Origin of the sequence: Paractinoplanes maris, assembly GCF_023544465.1 — a bacterium.
Classification (GTDB): Bacteria; Actinomycetota; Actinomycetes; order Mycobacteriales; family Micromonosporaceae; genus Actinoplanes; species Actinoplanes maris.
In genome coordinates, this window is sequence record NZ_JALPVL010000005.1 from 560,356 (window position 1) to 577,346 (window position 16,991).

The window sequence follows — 16,991 nt, forward strand, 5'->3', positions numbered from 1 at the left end:
GTGCATGACCACGATCCAGCGCAAGAAGGCCAACCCGGTCGCCCACCTGACTCCAGAGGACATCGAGCAGATCGGCATCGAGCTCGACGCCATCCGCGACGAGGTCATGGGCAGCCGTGGTGAGAACGACGCCGCGTACATCCGGCGGGTGATCGCGTGGCAGCGCGGGCTCGAGCTCGGCAGCCGCGGGGTGCTGCTCTTCTCGCTCTTCCCGCCGGCCTGGCTGGTCGGCACGGCCGGCCTGACGGTGGCCAAGATCCTGGAGAACATGGAGATCGGCCACAACATCATGCACGGCCAGTGGGACTGGATGCGCGACCCCAAGATCCACTCGACGAAGTGGGAGTGGGACCACGCCTCCCCGGCCGAGCAGTGGAAGCACTCGCACAACGAGCTGCACCACACGTACACCAACGTGGTCGGCCGCGACAACGACCTCGGCTACGGCATCATGCGCGTCGACGAGGACCAGAAGTGGCACCCCATGCATCTGGGCCAGCCCCTCTGGAACTTCGTCAACGCCTGCCTGTTCGAGTACGGCATCGCCGCGTACGACCTGGAACTGGGCAAGAATCTGGCCACCAAGGAACGCCGTCGCGACCCGAAGTTCCGGGCCGGGCTGCGCAAGGTGCGCAACAAGATCGGCAAGCAGGTGCTCAAGGACTACGTGGTGCACCCGGCCCTGTCCGGCCCGTCGTTCCTGCACACGATCGCGGCCAACGCCACGGCCAACGTGATCCGGAACCTGTGGAGCCACTCGGTCATCATGTGCGGCCACTTCCCCAACGGTGTCGAGACGTTCGAGAAGACGTCCATCGAGGGTGAGACGCGTGGCGAGTGGTACCTGCGCCAGATGCTCGGCTCGGCCAACATCAGCGGCAGCCGGGCCATGCACCTGATGACCGGCAACCTGTCCCACCAGATCGAGCATCACCTGTTCCCCGACATGCCGAGCAACCGCTACAAGGAGATCGCCCCCAGGATCCAGGACCTCTTCCAGCGGTACGGGCTCTCGTACACCAGTGGTCCGCTGCCCAAGCAGGTCGCGTCGGCCTGGTACAAGGTGATCCGCCTGTCGCTGCCCAACCGGGGCGAGGCCGCCGTCCGCCGCCCGGTCGAGAAGAAGGCTCCCGCCGTCTCGACCCGCTGGCGCCGCGTCCAGCCCGCGACGCCGGCCGCCGAGCTCGCCGGCACTCCCTGACCGATCAGGCGCCGGCCCACCGCGGGTCGGCGACCCGGGGCGATCCCACCCCGGCCGTACGCAGGGCGGACCAGGCCCGGCTCACCTCGGCCGGCACGTCCACGTGGGCGATGAACCCGCGCCCCGACGGCCCGTACCCATCCGGGCCGTCGGTCAGGCGCGGGATCTCCCCCATCAACAGCGACAGATAGCGCTGCGGGGTCCACATGCCGAGCGGCGCCTCCGGACAGCGAAGGCCGGCGTCCACGTGCGTCCGGTGCGCGGCGAAGTTCACGATCCGCGTATCCGGGGCGTGCAGCCGGAACCCGGCGTCCATCCGCCGCTGCATCGAGGCGTCCTGGATGATCAGGATCCGCCGGTGCGGAACGCCGGCGGCGGCCAGCATGGCGAGAGCGTTGCGGACGTTGGTGCCACAGTTGGTCGACTCGTGCTCCAGCAGGTCGGCTCCCACGTCGTACCGCTCCCGCAGGTAGCGCTCGAAGAGCGCGGCCTCGCTGCGCCCCTCGACATCGACCCAGCCCATCCGCTGCCGCAGCGCCTCGCGCAGCACATCGGTGGAGTGTCCCTGACCGCCGACGATCATCGTCCGCGCGGCGATGCCGTCCGCGATGACCCGGGCGAGGACGTCACCACCGGCGAGGATGCTGCCGCCGAAGAGGATGGCGACGTCCACCTCCCTGGTGAGCGCGTCCGGATCCCGCATCGCGCAGAAATCGACGAGCGTGTTCACGTTTCCCGCGGCGCCGGCCTCGATCACCGCTCGAGCCTAGAGCGACCCCTGACTTTCGTCAGGGGTGATGGTGGCGGATCGGCAGATTCGCCCGGGAGCGCTGCTCCCTAGCGTTTCCGGCATGCGAAAAACGTTCCTCGCCGCCGCCGCGGCCGGGCTGGCCCTGACCCCGGGCCCGGCCGGGGCCGCACCCACCGGCCAAGTGTCCGCGGCCACGGTCGACGCGTATCTCGCCCAGGCCCTGAACTCGACCGGTCTGCCGGGGATGTCGGCCGTGGTGACCCACGACGGAACCGTGGTGCACGCAGCCGGCCTCGGGCGGGACGCGGCCGGTGCGCCGATCACCGCGGACACCCCGATGCGGGTCGCGTCGCTCAGCAAGTCGTTCACCGCCATGGCGGTCATGACGCTGGTCGACGACGGCGAACTCGGGCTGGACGAGCCGGTCGCCCGGCGACTGCCCGGGTTCGCGATGTCCGACACGCGGGCCGGCCGGATCACCGTGCGGCAGCTGCTGAACCAGACGTCGGGTCTGTCCGACCGGACCGTCGACATCGGCGCGGCGGAGTCGGCGCCGACCCTGGCCGGCTACGTGGCCTCGCTCCGCGGCGGGCGGCTCGCCGCCGAACCGGGTACGCGATATGCCTATTGCAACGTGAACTACGAGCTGGCGGCCCGGCTGGTCGAGGTGATCGGCGGCCGGAGTTTCGGCGACTACCTGCGGGAGCGCGTCTTCGGCCCGCTCGGCATGAGTCGCAGCGCCGTCGGCGACCAGGAGGTCAGGCCGTCCCCGGGCTTCAACTCGCTCTTCGGGGTCTGGGTGCCGCGGCCGGAACTGGCCGGGTCCCCCGGCGGCGGCGCCGGCGGGGTGGTCACCACCGCGGCCGACATGGGCCGCTGGCTGATCAGCCAGTCCGGGCACGGCACCCGGCTGGTCACCCCGCGGAGCCTGGCTGTCATGCACAGTCCGTCGGCGGTGAGCGATTACGGCATGGGGTGGTCACCGGTGACGGTGAACGGCGCCGACCTGCTGGTCCACTCGGGCAACCTGTTCACGTACACCGCGGTGGAGGCCATCGACCCGGCGACCGGATACGGTTTCGCGGTCATGACCAACAGTGCCGGCCTCTACGACGACACGTACGACATCATGACCGGGCTGCTGGCGCTCACCCGGGGCCAGACCCCGGAGGCGCCGGGCGGCAGCCGGCAGCTGGCCGAAACGGTGCTGGGCGTGATCGTGGCGGCCGCGGTGGTGCTGGGGGTGCTCGGCGTGCTGCGCGCGCGTCGCTGGGCGAGCCGGAGCGCCGGGCGGCCGGCGTGGCGGATCACCTTCAGCCTGACTCCGCTGCTGGTGCCGGTCGTGGTGCTCGCGCTCCACCCCGTGCTGGTGTCCTTCCTCTCGAGCGGACGGACGGTCACCTGGGAACAGCTGACCTACTTCGCCGCACCCCTCACGATCACCCTCGCGGTGGCAGCGGCAGCCGGCGTGGCTACGGCCGCGGTCCGGCTGGTCAGGCTTCGATCGGCCGGGCCGGGCCGGTGATCAGACGGGTTGCCCTGGCCGCGATCGCGGGGGCCGGCCTGGCCAACGGGCTGTATCTCGATCGTCTGCCGCCGTGGCGACAGGTCCTGTTCGTCGGGCTGGCCGTTGCCGCCTACCTGCACGGACGCCACCTGCATCAGCGTCGTGACGGGCTGCTGCTGGTTGTCGCGGCCGCCCCGGCCGGTGCCTTTCTGAGACCCGAGTTCTGGAACGGCGCCGGAGCGCTGGTGGTTGTGGCGCTGGTCGTGGTGCTGCCCTGGCTGGCCGGATGCTTCCGGGGGCAGCAGGCCGAGCTGGTGCTGGCCGGCCGGGAGCGCGTTGTCCGGCTGGAACGGGAGCGGGAGATGACGGCCGAACGGGCACGGTTGCAGGAACGCGCCCGCATCGCCACCGACATGCACGACTCGCTCGGTCACGAGCTGGCCCTGATCGCCCTGCGCGCGGGGGCGCTGGAGCTGTCGGCCGATCTGAGCGAGCGGAACCGTGAGACGGCGGCTCAGTTGCGGGAGTCCGCGGTCACCGCGACGGACCGGCTCCGGCACACCGTCGGGTTGCTCCGCGAGGCCTCCCCCGGGTTCGAGCCGCCGGACGAGAGTGTGGCGGCACTCGTCAGCCGGGCCCGCGAGGCCGGCCTGACTGTCGAGCTCGACGCCGCTGCCACTACCACCGGCGCCTGGCCGACGCTGGTGAACCGGGCCGCGCACCGAGTAGTGCAGGAGGCCTTGACCAACGCTGCCCGGCACGCACCGGGAGCACAGGTGCTCGTGCGGATGGACCATAGCGATGGGGCCGTGGTGGTCACGGTGATCGACTCCGGGTCGGCCTCCGCCGACCGGCCGGCCGGTGACGGCAGCGGCCTGGCCGGCCTGCGCGAGCGGGTACGACTTCTGGGCGGCACCCTGTCGGCCGGGCCGCACAACGACGGGTTCACCGTGGTCGCCCGGCTGCCGTGCCGGTCGGGTGACCAGGAGACCGAGGCACCCGGGTGATACGCGTCGTGCTGGCCGACGACGAGGCGATGATCCGGGCCGGCATCCGGTCGATCCTGGCCACCGATCCGGGAATCGAGGTCGTCGCCGAGGCCGCCGACGGGCGGGCGGCCGTGGACCTGGTTCGCGCCCACCGACCCGGCATCGCCCTGCTCGACATCCGCATGCCCCGGATGGACGGCCTGTCCGCCGCGGCCGAGCTCCGCGTCGCCATGCCCGGCGTGGCGGTGATCATGCTGACCACGTTCGACGAGGACGAGTACGTGGCTCGGGCCCTGGCCGGCGGAGCGGCCGGATTTCTGCTCAAGGCATCGGACCCCCGCGAGTTGCTCATCGGGGTTCGCGCCGTCGCCGACGGCGGCGCCTACCTGTCACCGCGGATCGCGCGGAAGGTCATCACCCGGTTGACCGGCGGCCGTCTCGCCCGGGCCGACGCCGCCCGCGCGAAGGTGCAGCGGCTGACCCCGCGCGAGCGTGATGTGCTCGCCCTGGTCGGCCGGGGCTTGTCCAACCAGGACATCGGACTCGGACTCTCGCTCTCCGAGGGCACCGTGAAGGCGCATGTGAGCGCCATCCTGCTGCGCCTGGGGCTGAGCAACCGCGTCCAGGCGGCGATCGTCGCCTACGAGGCCGACCTGATCGGTGGAGACCTCGGTGAGGGGTGAGCGAGGGGCGGCCGTGTGTTTCAATGGCGGACCGCTTCATCGATGACGGTGAGCGGCGTGCGGAATCCACGGGGAGATGATCATGAGGCGTCGACAAGTGTTACTGGGTGCCGCCGGAGTCGCGGTGGGCGCGGCGGCCCTGCCGCCGGCGGCCCGGGCCGCGGAGCGGTCGGTGGCGCCGAACCTGGTGGCCGATCTGGCGGCGGCCGAGCGCGACTTCGTCCGCTGGCTGTCGGTGTCCGACCCGCGGACGCCGGTCCGGGCGGCGGCCGAGGCGGCGGTGACCGGTGCGGCCACGGCTTTCCTGGCCTCCGGTTACGCGACCGCGGTGACTCAGGCGGCGCAGGTCCGAGCGAGCAACCTCGCCTTCGCCAACCGGATGGCGACCGGCCATCCGGCACAGTCCTTCCCGTGGGTCGACGCGGAGGCCCGGCGGGCGGCCGCGGGCACCGACGACGAGCTGGCGGCGTTCGCCGGCACCGGATATTCGGCGGCCCTGGCCAAGGACGACGCCCGGATCCCGTACGACGACGGCGCGGCCCTGGTGACCGAGGCCGACCACGACGCCGTCTACGGCGTCCGCTTCCTCGATCAGGGCCGGACGGCGAGCGAGCGGGCCGCCGCGGTGCGCACCGATGCCGACGCGGCGGAATTCCTGCGCTACGGCTGGATCAGCGCGGCCCGGATCGACGTCGACGAGTTCCGCGCGCAGTACGTCGCCGACGAGTGGTTGCGGTGGCAGCACGCGAGGAGCGAGACCGTCCGCGCCGTCACCGTCGACCGCGCGGCCCGGGAAGGCACCGCGGACGCCTACAGCGCGTTGCGGGCCTGGGACAGTGTGCGCACGCTGTTCGCCCGGCAGCCGGCGGCCTGGACCGAACGCGAACGGTACGCCCGGGACCGGTCCGAGCAGTGGCTGCGGATCTCGTACCAGACCGCCGACGCGACCAGCCCGCTGTGGGCCGGGCTCACCGTCGAGGCCCCGGCCGTCCGGTCCCGATGGCTGGCCGAGCGCACCGGTGCCGCCCGGCAGTCGGTCTGGTGGAGCGAGCTGAACCAGTACGCCCGGGTCGCGTATCAGGAGTGGCTCGACTACACGTGACCCGGGAGCGGGCGCGAGGTGACCGCAGGCGCTGGTTGATCCTCGTCGTCGGGACGATGGCGATGGTGGCCGGCAGCACGTTCCAGTTCGGGCCGGCGTACCTGATCCCGGCGTTCCGCGACGAGGGCCTGACGCTGGAACAGGCCGGCCTGCTCGTCGCCTGTCCGACCGCCGGCGTGATGCTGACGCTCATCGCCTGGGGCGCCGCGGCCGACCGGTGGGGCGAGCGCCTCGTGCTGACCACCGGGCTGGGGCTGGCCGGGCTTCTCGTGCTGGCCGCCCGGTGGGCACACGGCATGGTGAGCCTGGCCGTCTGCCTGGCGCTGGCCGGTGCGGCCGCCGCCTCGGTGCTGGCGAGCGGCCGGCTGATCCTGGGCTGGTTCGCGCGGCACGAGCGCGCCCTGGCCATGGGGATCAGGCAGAGCGCGGGCCCGCTGGGTCTGGCCCTGGGCGCGGCGACACTGCCCGCGCTGGCCGGCCGGGGCCTCGACCTGCCGCTGGTCTTCCTGGCGACGTTGTTCCTGGCCGCGGCGACGATGGCATTCGTGTTCGTCCGCGATCCGGCCCGGCAGCAGTCCACCGGACGCCCGACGGCCGAGGGGTCACTCCAGCCCTCGCGGCAGCCATCCACCGGACGCCCGACGGCCGAGGGGTTGCCCCAGCCCTCGCGGCAGTCGGCCACCGGACGCCCGACGGCCGCGAACGAGGGGTCGCCCTATCGCTCCCCCGGCCTGTGGCGCATTCATGGTGCCAGCGCGCTCCTGGTGATCCCGCAGTTCACGATCACGACGTTCGCGCTCGTCTTCCTCACCGACGTCCGCGGCTGGACGCCCCTGGCCGCCGGACACCTGCTGGCCGGGGCGCAGGTGTTCGGCGCACTCAGCCGCCTCGGGGCCGGTTTCTGGTCGGACCGCACCGGCAGCCGGTTGCGACCCATACGGATCATCGCGGTCACCACCGGGGCGGGCCTGCTGGCCCTGGCCGCCGCCGCGGCCGCCGGGTCGAGCCTGGCCGTGCCCGTCCTGCTCGTCCTGGGCGTGGTGGCGGTGAGCAGCAACGGTTTGTCGTTCACCGCGGTCGCCGAATACGCCGGGACGGCCTGGGCCGGCCGCGCCCTCGGCATCCAGACCACCGGCCAGAACGTGCTCACCGCGGCCGTACCCCCGGCCGTGGCCCTGGCGATCGGTGCCGCCGGCTTCGCGCCGAGCTTCGCCGTGATCGCCGCCTTCCCCCTGGTCGCGGCGCTCATCGTGCCGGTCGCCGGCGAGCGCAGCGCCGACGCAGACCGCTGATCACTACCGCTCGCCCCGCCGATGCCGGGGCGACCATCTCGTACGCCAGATGGTGATCGTCCCGATCGCGCAGCCGGAGGCTCCGGTATCCGGCTCACTCGTAGAACCGTGGTGCGCCGTCGATATCAGTTGTCGGGTGGCGCGGGCGTTCGTACGGTGACTGCGTGACGGGGGATCTGTTCGACGCGACATCGATGTACGACGAGGACTATCTGCATTTCTTCGCCGAAGCCGAAGCCGAAGCCGGAATCGGCTCCGGAGCCGGCGCCGCCGGCGGCGCTCCCACGCACGGGCCGGTGGTGGGCACGGCCTACACCGGCCCGACCGCCGCGGCCGACCTGGTGTGGCGGCTGCTCGATCTGAAGCCCGGGATGAGGGTGCTCGATCTGGCCTGCGGGCACGGGGCGCTGGCCAATGCCCTGGCCGCGCGCGGGTGCGAGGTGACCGGCCTCGACTCGTCGGCGGTCTTCCTCGACCGGGCCCGGGCCGACGCGACCGCGGCCGGTGTCGAGGCCGACTACGTGCTGGGCGACATGCGCGAGCTGCCGGCCTGGACGGGCCGGTTCGATCGGGTGGTCAACTGGACGACGGCGTTCGGTTACTTCGACGACGACGTCAACCGCAGTGTGCTGGACGAGATCGTGCGGGTGCTGCGGCCCGGCGGGCGGTTGGCCATGGACCTCGACAACCAGACCAGGTTCCTGACGTCGTACACGCCGTCGCGGGTCACCGCGGCCCGCGGCAACGGCGACATGCTGGTCGACCGGCACCATCTCGACCCGCTGACCGGCCGCTTCGAGGTGGAGCGGACGGTGATCCGGGACGGCCATGTCCGGCGGCTGACCTTCCTCAAGCGGCTCTTCGGCTTTCCCGAGCTGCGCGACTGGTGCTCCGCTGCGGGCTTCGCCGTCCTCACCGCGTACGGCGAGGACGGCGAGCCGCTGCAGGCGCGGCACCACCGCATGGTGGTCGTCGCCGAGCGGTGATCACCGAGGCGCGCCCCCGGTCAACTCGTAATCGAAGTGGACGCGGTGGGTGCCGTCCTCGTCGACCGCGAGGGCGCCCGCTCCGTGGATGCCGGAGAGCTCGCCGGTGCCGCTGCCCGGGACGATCGTCAGGAATTCGGCCTGCCGTCCGCCGCCGGTCGTGGTGGCGGAGTGGACGAAGTTGAAGGCGCCCGTGCGGCCGGCGACGCTGCCCTCGAAGGACTCCATCGCGACGTACGTCCCGGTGTTGCTCCCGGGGTCGAAGGCGGCCGTGAAGACCGTTTCGGACCGGCCGTCGACCTCGCCGCTGAAGCTCTTGCGCATGGTGGCGAGGCCGACCGGCAAGCCCGTGGTGACGCCGGCAGCGAGCAGCGGGGCGGGAGTGAAGTCGGCTACGGCGAAGGTTCCGGTTGCTCGCATGCCCCGCAGCTTATGAACAGAGACTGACACGGCCTGTCAGGTTCTCCCCGGATAGCGGTCGGCCGCCCTCACCGCCCTCACCGCGTACGGCGAAGGCGGTGAGCCGCCGTCCCCGGCTCAGGCCGCCGGGATCGGCAGCACGTGGAGCTGGGCCGGGTTCTCGTAGAAGTAGCCGTCGTTGCTGATCGCGTAGAGCCGCCGGCCGTTCGGCGCCCAGGCCAGCCCGCCGCGCACCAGCAGGTGGTCCTGCCCGCCCAGCTCGAACTGGGCCACCTCGGCGCCGTCGACACCGAAGACGAACACGTCGGCGTCGTACGAGGAGGAGACGCCACCGGCGAGGCGCGTGCCGTCGCGGGTCAGCTCGACCGCGTCGGGGTAGGGACCGGTCGAGTAGGTCGGACCGGCCTGGGTCAGGTCGGCCATCGAGAACGACTGCACGTAATAGGGCGCACCGCTCGCGGTGTAGACGGTGGTGCCGGTCGGGTCGAGTGCCGCGTCGCCGAGGTTGGAGCCGACCGAGACGTGGTCGGTGGTGCTGACGTGGGTCAGCGCACCAGCCGCACCGATCGTGTAGGAGTAACCGGTCCAGGGGCTGAGGCTCTCCTGCCCGGCGAACAGCACCTTGGTGTTGCGCAGCGCGGTGGCCAGCCGCGGCGCGCCGTAGAAGGTCTGTGCGGCGAGGCCGGTGGTCACGACGGCCGGCTGGCGGGCGAGGTCGATCTTGCCGATCTGGCCGTCCCAGCCGCCGCAGCCGTAGCCGAACCACAGGTAACGGCCGCCGAAGGCCAGCGTCGACGGACAGCCGCCGGCACCGGTGTCGTAGAGCGCCGACTGCGTGAGCGAGCCGGTGTCGTACGCCGCGATCCGGCCCGCCTCGGGCAGCGCCACATAGAGCGTGCGCCGGTCGTTGCTGAGCTGCAGATCCGTGGGACCGGCGAGGCCGTCGATGGTGCCGGTGATGACGCCGGTCGCCGAGGTCACGACGATCTGGGTGGTGTCCCGGCCGCCGCTCACGAAGACGCGGTCGCCGGACGAGACGACGTCGGCCGGGTTGCCGAACGGCAGCACGGTGACGGTGGGCTGGGCCGCGGCCTGAGCCGTGCCCGGGGCGACGGCGAGGCCGCCCAGGCACGTCACGAGCGCGGCGAGGAACACAACAGGACTGCGCACCGATCTTCCTCCTTCTACTGCGGGAGGAACGGGCAGGGGGCAGCACGGACTGGACGGTCTCGCCCCCGCGCACCGATCCAGAGTGGTCAATTGATACCACAGGGCACCGACCATGTCCGGCCCGTACCGCGCGACAGCTAAAACACGCTTAGTGACCAGACCGGCGCCGACGCCGCTTCGCTCAGCGCGAACGCCGACATTACGGACCGTGAAATCGCCGGCCGCCGGGGCGGACCGACCGCTTCGCGGCAATAGCCCGGATCATGCCCGGTTTCGACCTCCTGCGCCCCGCCTGAGATGTCTGACTTCAGCCGTTTGGCCAGAGAGTGCCGTCGGCCAGGCAACCGCTCTTGTTTCACGCTGCGTAGCTTCTTATTGTCCTATTACGTCCAGCGGCACGGCAAACGTTCGTCGGACGACATCACGAAAAGTGACGAGTCGGAGGTAGCGATGTTCGGAGCACACGGCGGGTTGATCCTCGTCGCCGGCTACGCGCTCATGCTCTCCTGGCCGATCTCGACGGTGGCCCTGGTGACCATCGCGGTCCGCTACGTCGCCTCGCGCCGCCACGACCTCGTCGCCCGGTCGCTGGCGCACGGTGACGGCACTCCCGAGCACTTCTGGATCATCGTGCCGGCGCTCAACGAGGAGGTCGTGGTCGGCAACACCGTCCGGGCCGCACTCGCGCTGAGCGGGCCGGGCAACACGCTGGCCCGGGTCCTGGTCGTCGACGACGGCTCGGACGACGGCACCCCGGACGTGCTGGCCGCGATCGACCACCCTCGCCTGCACGTGATGCGCCGCGAGCTGCCCGACGCGCGCAAGGGCAAGGGTGAGGCGCTCAACGCCGCCTACCGCTACATCGCCGAGCAGACCGCGCGGGACGGCGTCAGCCCGGACAAGGTCGTACTGGGCATCATCGACGGCGACGGGCAGGGCAGCCACAACATCCTGCTCGAGGTCTCCCGGATGCTGCGGGACACGGCGATCGGCGCGGTGCAGGTGCAGGTGCGCATCCGCAACCGCAACCGGCTGCTGGGTGCGGTGCAGGACCTGGAGTTCGGCACGATCGTCAACGCCTGCCAGAGCCTGCGCGACCGGCTCGACACCGTCGGCCTCGGCGGCAACGGCCAGTTCACCCGGCTCTCGGCCCTGCTCACGCTGGGCGACGCGCCGTGGTCGGCCTGCCTGGTCGAGGACCTCGAGCTGGGCCTGCGCATGCACCTGTCCGGGGTCGGCATCCGCTACACCGCGCGGGCCGCGGTCACCCAGCAGGCCGTGGTCGACGTCCGCCGGCTCACCCGGCAGCGCACCCGCTGGGCCCAGGGCAACCTGCAGTGCGCCCGCTATCTGCGGCAGCTGGTGGCCTCGAAGCGGATCGGCCTCACCTCGCTCGGCGAGGTCCTGCACTACCTGTTCTCGCCGTGGATCAACGCGCTGGTCACCGTGTTCCTGGCCGGCCTGGTCCTGGTCGCCACGACCGGGCTGATCCTCGGCCGGCCGATCTCGCTGATCTCGAGCTGGACCGAGCTCGGCATGAGCGGCGGCGTCTGGCTCGGCGTCACCTGGTTCCCCGGCTTCGTCTGGGCGCTGGTGCACCGTTACCGCCTCCGCGACGAGACCCTGCCCCGGCTGCTCGTCGCCGCCCTCGCCTACCCGGCCTTCCTGCTGCTCGGGCTGGTCGCCACCTATCGGGCCATCGGCCGCCAGGCCACCGGCCGGCAGGCCTGGGCCAAGACCGAACGCCTGGCCGAAGAACCGCTCCCCACCACCACCGCTCTCGCGCTGGCCGCCTGAGACCCCCCAGGAGATCCCGATGTCGCTCCCCGAAGTGCACCTGATCGGCGGTACCCGCCCCGAAGCGGTCAAGCTGGCCCCCGTCGTGCTGGCCATGCGTGAGCAGGGCCTGATCGAGCCGGTGCTGCTGGCCAGCGGTCAGCACCCGCAAATGGTCACCCAGGCGCTGGCCGCCTTCGACCTCACCCCCGACGTCACGCTGACTGTCGAGCGCACCACCGGCAGCCAGGCCGAGCTGCTCACCGGAATGGTCCGTGAGCTCGACGCGCTGTGGGACGTCCGGCCGCCGGCCGCGGTGATCGTGCAGGGCGACACCACGACGAGCCTGGCCGGCGCGCTGGCCGCGTTCTGGCGCCGGATCCCGGTCGTCCACCTGGAAGCGGGTCTTCGCTCGGGTGACCTGGACTCGCCGTTCCCGGAGGAGGCCAACCGCAAGCTGGTCGCCCAGGTCGCCTCGCTGCACCTGGCGCCGACCCCGCTGGCCGCGATGAACCTGCTCGACGAGAACGTCGCCCCGGTCGACGTGATGGTCACCGGCAACACCGTCGTCGACGCGACCCTGGCCGTGGCCGGGCGCAAGCTCCCGTACGAGAACCCGGTCGTCGCCGCCGCCCGGGCCGGCCGCACCAACCGACTCGTGCTGGTCACCGCCCACCGCCGCGAGTCGTGGGGTCACCCGCTCGACCGCATCCTCACCGCGGTCCGCACGCTGGTCGCGAAGTACCCGGACATCGACGTGATCCTGCCGAGTCACCCCAACCCGGCCGTACGGGCGCAGGTGGAGGCCGGTCTGGCCGGGCTCGAGCGGGTCACGGTCACCGACCCCCTGCCGTACGCGGACCTGTCCCGTCTGCTGTCGGAGGCCTACCTCGTGCTGACCGACTCGGGCGGCATCCAGGAGGAGGCGCCGTCGTTCGGCGTGCCCGCGCTGGTGCTGCGTGAGGTCACCGAGCGGGTCGAGTCGCTCGACGCCGGCTGCGCCAAGCTGGTCGGCTCGGACACCGCCCTGATCGTCGCCGAGGCGTCCGCCCTGCTCGACGACCGGGCCCGCCGGGACGCCATGACGGTCAACGGCAACCCGTACGGCGACGGACTCGCCGCCCGGCGCACGGCCCAGGCCACCGCCGCTCTGCTCGGTCTCACCGCCTCTCCCGAAGCCCTGGTTGGAGTGTCCCGCTGATGCGTTTCCCCAAGCCTCTTCTCTCGGCCGGCGTCGCCGCCGTCACGCTGGGCGCCTTCGCCCTCAGCTCGGTCAGCGCCGAGGCCGCGGTCACCCCGGCCGCCGTCGTGAGCGCGTTGCCCGCGGCCAAGTCCGGCAAGGCCGCGCCCGGCGGCGGCACCGCCAAGACCCTCGTCCTGTACGACACCACGGGCGCCTACGGCTGGATGGGCGAGGTCTACGCGACCCAGACGGCCAACCTGAGCTCGCACTTCGGCTCGTGGACGGCGGCGCCGGTCGGCTCCTACCGGGCCGGTGACCTCAACTCCTACACCGCGGTCATCTACGTCGGCTCGACCTACGACGAGCCGATCCCGGCCGCCTTCCTGACCGACGTGAGCGCCACCAGCAAGCCGGTGACCTGGCTGTACGACAACATCTGGCAGCTCACCAGCGACCCCGCCCTGGCCGCCCGGCTCGGCTTCACCAGCGGCGGCTTCGACTTCGCCGACGTGGCCGAGGTCGACTACAAGCAGCAGAAGCTCACCCGCGACACGGTGAACAAGTCCGGCATCATGAACCTGTCGATCAGCGACCCGGCCAAGGTGACCACGCTGGCCACGGCGGTGCGGCCGGACGGCACGACCTTCCCGTGGGCCGTCCGGTCGGGCAACTTCACCTACGTCGGCGAGATCCCCTTCGCCTACGTGACCCACGACGACCGCTACCTGGCCTTCGCCGACCTGCTCTTCGACGCGCTGGGCACCACGGGCGCCGAGCGGCACCGCGGTCTGGTCCGGATCGAGGACGTCGGCCCCGACTCCGACCCGGCCGAGCTCAAGGCGGTCGCCGACTACCTGTCGTCGCAGAAGGTGCCGTTCACGGTGGCCGTCTACCCGCGGTACCGCGACCCCAAGGGTGTGAACAACGGCGGCAAGGCCCAGGACTACACGCTGCTGAGCAAGCCCAAGGTGGTGGCCGCGCTCAAGTACATGCAGAGCAAGGGCGGCACGCTGCTCATGCACGGCTACACCCACCAGTACGGCTCGATCGCCAACCCGTACGACGGGGTCAGCGCCAACGACTTCGAGTTCTACGCCGCCCACGTCGACGCGAACGACAGCGTGATCTACGACGGCCCGGTGGCCGGCGACTCGGCCGCCTGGGCGACCAGCCGCATGGTCGCCTCCGGTCTGGTCTTCGCGGCGGCCGGCCTGGGCACGCCCACGATCTTCGAGTTCCCGCACTACGCCGCCAGCGCGGTCGACTACCAGACGGTCAACTCGATCTTCGGCAAGCGCTACGACCGCGGGCTGTACTTCCCGGGCGTGCTGACCGGGGCCAAGATCGACTACGCGAAGCAGTTCGGCCAGTTCTTCCCGTACACCGTCCGGGACGTCTACGGCTCGGTCGTGGTACCGGAGAACATCGGCAACGTCGAGCCCGACGCCTTCAACAACCACCCGGCCCGCCTGCCCGCCGACCTGATCGGCGCGGCCGAGCGCAACCTGGTCGTCCGCGACGGCGTGGCCAGCTTCTTCTACCACCCCTACCTCGGCACCGACTACCTCAAGCAGGTCGTGACCGGCGTCAAGGCCGAGGGCTACACCTTCGTCCCGGCGGCCACGATGCTCGCCGGCTGACGTCGCACCCGAAGCGCCGCCGGTGACCCACCGGCGGCGCTTCGCCGTGCTCTCATCGGCGGGCGGCCCGCCTGGCCCGGGCCATCCGCCACAGATAGACCGGCGTCGGCGGCACCCAGCCGAGCTGGGCCGCCAGACCCAGGTCGTCACGGTTGGCCCAGTGCTCGACGACCTGACCGTCCCGCATCCGGAACCAATGGGTCTGGGTGATGGCGAACGTGCGGCCGGTCGGCGGGAACGCCTGGGCCACCTCGCCACGCTCGTCGTAGGACACGAACGGGCCGACCTGGCGCCCCGACATGGTGCAGTGCACGGCGATCAGCTCGCCGTCGGCCACCGCGTCGTGGACGTCGAAGGCCAGGTCGGCGAAGGCGGCTCGCAGCCACTGGGCGGTGGCCGCGAACGCGGCCGGACCCTGGCCCCGGCAGGCCGGCGGCTCGTCCTTGGCCTCCCGGTTGACCGCCTGCGGATGGACGACCGGGATCAGGTCGTCGAGGTCACCGGAAGCCATGACCGTCATGGAGCGGATGCAGGCGTCGGTGTCGATGGTGTGCATGGTGCCTCCCAGCTGGTTATCGGATACAGTGGAGAAGTATTCGATACCAGCGAACGGTAATCAATGACTCGTCGCCCATACGACAACACCGGCCGCACCGAGCAGGCGCGGCAGACCCGGCGCCGCGTCCTCGGCGCCGCCCGCGACCTGCTGGTCGAGCGCGGCCCCGCGGCGACCACCATGCGCGACGTGGCCACGCGGGCCGGGGTCTCGGCCGAGACGGTCTACAAGACCTTCCGCAGCAAGGCGGCGCTGATCAAGGACGTCTACGACGTCACGCTGGCCGGCGACGACGAGCCCATCTCGATGATCGACCGCCCGGAGCACCAGGCGGTGTTCGCCGCGGTCGGCGCGCGCGACAAACTGGCCCGGTATGCCTACGCCGCCCGTCGCATCGCCGAGCGCACCGGCCCGCTGGTGGCCAAGCTGCTCGCCGCCGCCCGCGGCGGTGACCCGGAGCTTGCCGAGTTCCGCGAGACCATCAACCGCGAGCGCCTGACCGGCGCCGGCGGCATCGTGGGTCACCTCGCCGCCACCGGCGGCCTGCGCCCCGGCGTCGACCCCGGCCGGGCGGCCGACATCGTCTGGACACTGATCGCGCCCGAGGTCTACGAGCTGCTGGTGATCGACCGCGGCTGGTCCTCCGACGAGTACGAGCAGTGGCTGGCCCAGGCCCTCATCGACGCGCTCGCCCCCTCCTGACTGACGACGCCGGCTTCCGCGTCCCCTACGGACGGCGGCCGGCGGATCGACGTTCACCCTCCGTTCCGGGCCCGCGAACTATCATGTGCCTGTGGCGATTCGCGTCGGTCGATCCGCGACTGGGCGGGGATCGGTGCTGCGGTCGCTGATCACGGCGGTGCTGGTCGTGGTGAGCACGGTGTCCGTCGCCGTCGGGCCGGCCGTCGAGGCCCCCTCGGCCATGGACACGCTGGCCGGGCGCGGGACGGCCGCCGACCTGCACGTGATGACCTTCAACCTGCGCTATGCCGGCACCGCGACGCCGAACTCGTGGTCCCAGCGGCGGCCGGTCATGCGGAACCTGCTGACGGTCGAGCGGCCCGATCTGATCGGCACCCAGGAGGGACTCGTCGATCAGCTGGGCGACATCGAGAGGGATCTGGGCGGCGGCTACGCCTACCTCGGCGCGGGCCGCAACGGGGGAACGCTCGGCGAGTTCATGGCCGTCTTCTACCGCCGGGAGCGGCTGACCCCCGAGGCGTACGGGAATTTCTGGCTCTCCGACACGCCGGACAAGCCCGGCTCCGAGACCTGGGACGGCTTCGCGGTCCGCATGGTCACCTGGGTGCGGTTCGCCGACCGCGCGACCGGCAAGCGGTTCCACGCCGTCAACACCCATCTGGACAACGCCAGCGAATACGCCCGCCGGCGGGCCGCCCAGCTGATCCGCGACCGCGTGAGCGCGATGAACCGGCGGCTGCCGGTGATCCTGACCGGCGACTTCAACACCCCCGCCCAGGCGAGCAGCTACGTCCACCAGCTGCTGGTCGCCCGGGCGGGCTATCAGGACGCCTGGTCCGTCGCCGCGTCACGGGGCCCGGCCTACGGCACCTTCCACGGCTACAGTCCGCTCGTACCGGATGGCCCGCGCATCGACTGGGTGCTCACCACGCCGGGGGTCACCGTGTCGGCCGCGCTGATCAACACCTACCGCGGCGGCACCCAATACCCCAGCGACCACCTGCCGGTCCAGGTTCGCCTGCGCCTGCCCTGA

16 protein-coding genes are annotated in these 16,991 nt (G+C 71.7%); 12 read left to right on the plus strand and 4 right to left on the minus strand.

The annotated features are described in order from the left end of the window. Positions 1-4: 4 nt before the first annotated feature. Positions 5-1,201, plus strand: coding sequence for a fatty acid desaturase family protein (locus NAG42_RS17660; RefSeq protein ID WP_250031388.1), 1,197 nt, complete (start codon positions 5-7; stop codon positions 1,199-1,201). 4 nt (positions 1,202-1,205) lie between these two features. On the opposite strand, the gene NAG42_RS17665 is transcribed toward NAG42_RS17660, so the two are convergent. Beyond that, on the minus strand, positions 1,206-1,958 hold the full coding sequence (locus NAG42_RS17665; protein ID WP_250031389.1) for a YdcF family protein: 753 nt from the start codon (positions 1,956-1,958) through the stop codon (positions 1,206-1,208). Positions 1,959-2,052: 94 nt separating this feature from the next. Between NAG42_RS17665 and NAG42_RS17670 the strand changes: the two genes are divergently transcribed. From NAG42_RS17670 to NAG42_RS17695, 6 genes are all read left to right on the plus strand, one after another. Beyond that, entirely contained in the window at positions 2,053-3,477 is a 1,425-nt protein-coding gene (locus NAG42_RS17670; RefSeq protein ID WP_250031390.1) for a serine hydrolase domain-containing protein, read from the plus strand. After that, complete coding sequence (locus NAG42_RS44910) at positions 3,474-4,466, plus strand: sensor histidine kinase (protein ID WP_250031391.1); 993 nt, start codon at positions 3,474-3,476, stop codon at positions 4,464-4,466. The genes NAG42_RS17670 and NAG42_RS44910 overlap by 4 nt, the downstream gene beginning before the upstream one ends. Beyond that, positions 4,463-5,131: a response regulator gene (locus tag NAG42_RS17680; RefSeq protein WP_250031392.1), complete on the plus strand. Its 669-nt coding sequence runs from the start codon at positions 4,463-4,465 to the stop codon at positions 5,129-5,131. Before NAG42_RS44910 ends, NAG42_RS17680 begins: the two co-directional genes overlap by 4 nt. Positions 5,132-5,213: 82 nt before the next feature. Beyond that, positions 5,214-6,233, plus strand: coding sequence for a hypothetical protein (locus tag NAG42_RS17685; protein WP_250031393.1), 1,020 nt, complete (start codon positions 5,214-5,216; stop codon positions 6,231-6,233). Positions 6,234-6,268: 35 nt separating this feature from the next. After that, positions 6,269-7,525: an MFS transporter gene (locus NAG42_RS17690; protein WP_250031394.1), complete on the plus strand. Its 1,257-nt coding sequence runs from the start codon at positions 6,269-6,271 to the stop codon at positions 7,523-7,525. 164 nt (positions 7,526-7,689) lie between these two features. Next, entirely contained in the window at positions 7,690-8,511 is an 822-nt protein-coding gene (locus NAG42_RS17695; protein ID WP_250031395.1) for a class I SAM-dependent methyltransferase, read from the plus strand. Here NAG42_RS17695 and NAG42_RS17700 read toward each other — a convergent pair whose 3' ends face one another. Together NAG42_RS17700 and NAG42_RS17705 are read right to left on the minus strand one after the other, a co-directional pair. Continuing rightward, positions 8,512-8,931 carry a DUF3224 domain-containing protein gene (locus NAG42_RS17700; protein WP_250031396.1) on the minus strand — a complete coding sequence of 140 codons (420 nt, stop codon included), beginning with the start codon at positions 8,929-8,931 and terminating at the stop codon, positions 8,512-8,514. It lies immediately after the preceding gene. Positions 8,932-9,048: 117 nt separating this feature from the next. Beyond that, positions 9,049-10,101 carry a YncE family protein gene (locus NAG42_RS17705; protein WP_250031397.1) on the minus strand — a complete coding sequence of 351 codons (1,053 nt, stop codon included), beginning with the start codon at positions 10,099-10,101 and terminating at the stop codon, positions 9,049-9,051. Positions 10,102-10,551: 450 nt separating this feature from the next. Between NAG42_RS17705 and NAG42_RS17710 the strand changes: the two genes are divergently transcribed. The 3 genes from NAG42_RS17710 to NAG42_RS17720 are packed head-to-tail and all read left to right on the plus strand — an operon-like array spanning position 10,552 to position 14,700. Beyond that, positions 10,552-11,898, plus strand: coding sequence for a glycosyltransferase (locus tag NAG42_RS17710; RefSeq protein WP_250031398.1), 1,347 nt, complete (start codon positions 10,552-10,554; stop codon positions 11,896-11,898). 19 nt (positions 11,899-11,917) lie between these two features. Continuing rightward, entirely contained in the window at positions 11,918-13,078 is a 1,161-nt protein-coding gene (gene wecB / locus NAG42_RS17715) for a non-hydrolyzing UDP-N-acetylglucosamine 2-epimerase (protein ID WP_250031399.1), read from the plus strand. Continuing rightward, the gene (locus NAG42_RS17720; RefSeq protein ID WP_250031400.1) at positions 13,078-14,700 is read left to right on the plus strand and encodes a DUF2334 domain-containing protein; all 1,623 of its coding nucleotides are present in this window, start codon (positions 13,078-13,080) and stop codon (positions 14,698-14,700) included. Before wecB ends, NAG42_RS17720 begins: the two co-directional genes overlap by 1 nt. 52 nt (positions 14,701-14,752) lie before the next feature. Here NAG42_RS17720 and NAG42_RS17725 read toward each other — a convergent pair whose 3' ends face one another. Further along, positions 14,753-15,256, minus strand: a complete 504-nt coding sequence (locus tag NAG42_RS17725) for an ester cyclase (RefSeq protein WP_250031401.1) — start codon at positions 15,254-15,256, stop codon at positions 14,753-14,755. 63 nt (positions 15,257-15,319) lie between these two features. On the opposite strand from NAG42_RS17725, the gene NAG42_RS17730 reads away from it, so the two are divergent. Both NAG42_RS17730 and NAG42_RS17735 read left to right on the plus strand, forming a co-directional pair. Beyond that, complete coding sequence (locus NAG42_RS17730) at positions 15,320-15,958, plus strand: TetR/AcrR family transcriptional regulator (RefSeq protein ID WP_250031402.1); 639 nt, start codon at positions 15,320-15,322, stop codon at positions 15,956-15,958. A gap of 91 nt (positions 15,959-16,049) precedes the next feature. Continuing rightward, on the plus strand, positions 16,050-16,991 hold the full coding sequence (locus NAG42_RS17735; protein ID WP_250031403.1) for an endonuclease/exonuclease/phosphatase family protein: 942 nt from the start codon (positions 16,050-16,052) through the stop codon (positions 16,989-16,991).

Coding starts and splice junctions, on each gene's coding strand:
- NAG42_RS17660 (WP_250031388.1), top strand. CDS start 5: ATGACCACGATCCAGCGCAAGAAGGCCAACCCGGTCGCCCACCTGACT.
- NAG42_RS17670 (WP_250031390.1), top strand. CDS start 2,053: ATGCGAAAAACGTTCCTCGCCGCCGCCGCGGCCGGGCTGGCCCTGACC.
- NAG42_RS17685 (WP_250031393.1), top strand. CDS start 5,214: ATGAGGCGTCGACAAGTGTTACTGGGTGCCGCCGGAGTCGCGGTGGGC.
- NAG42_RS17700 (WP_250031396.1), bottom strand. CDS start 8,931: ATGCGAGCAACCGGAACCTTCGCCGTAGCCGACTTCACTCCCGCCCCG.
- NAG42_RS17710 (WP_250031398.1), top strand. CDS start 10,552: ATGTTCGGAGCACACGGCGGGTTGATCCTCGTCGCCGGCTACGCGCTC.
- wecB (WP_250031399.1), top strand. CDS start 11,918: ATGTCGCTCCCCGAAGTGCACCTGATCGGCGGTACCCGCCCCGAAGCG.
- NAG42_RS17720 (WP_250031400.1), top strand. CDS start 13,078: ATGCGTTTCCCCAAGCCTCTTCTCTCGGCCGGCGTCGCCGCCGTCACG.
- NAG42_RS17725 (WP_250031401.1), bottom strand. CDS start 15,256: ATGCACACCATCGACACCGACGCCTGCATCCGCTCCATGACGGTCATG.
- NAG42_RS17730 (WP_250031402.1), top strand. CDS start 15,320: ATGACTCGTCGCCCATACGACAACACCGGCCGCACCGAGCAGGCGCGG.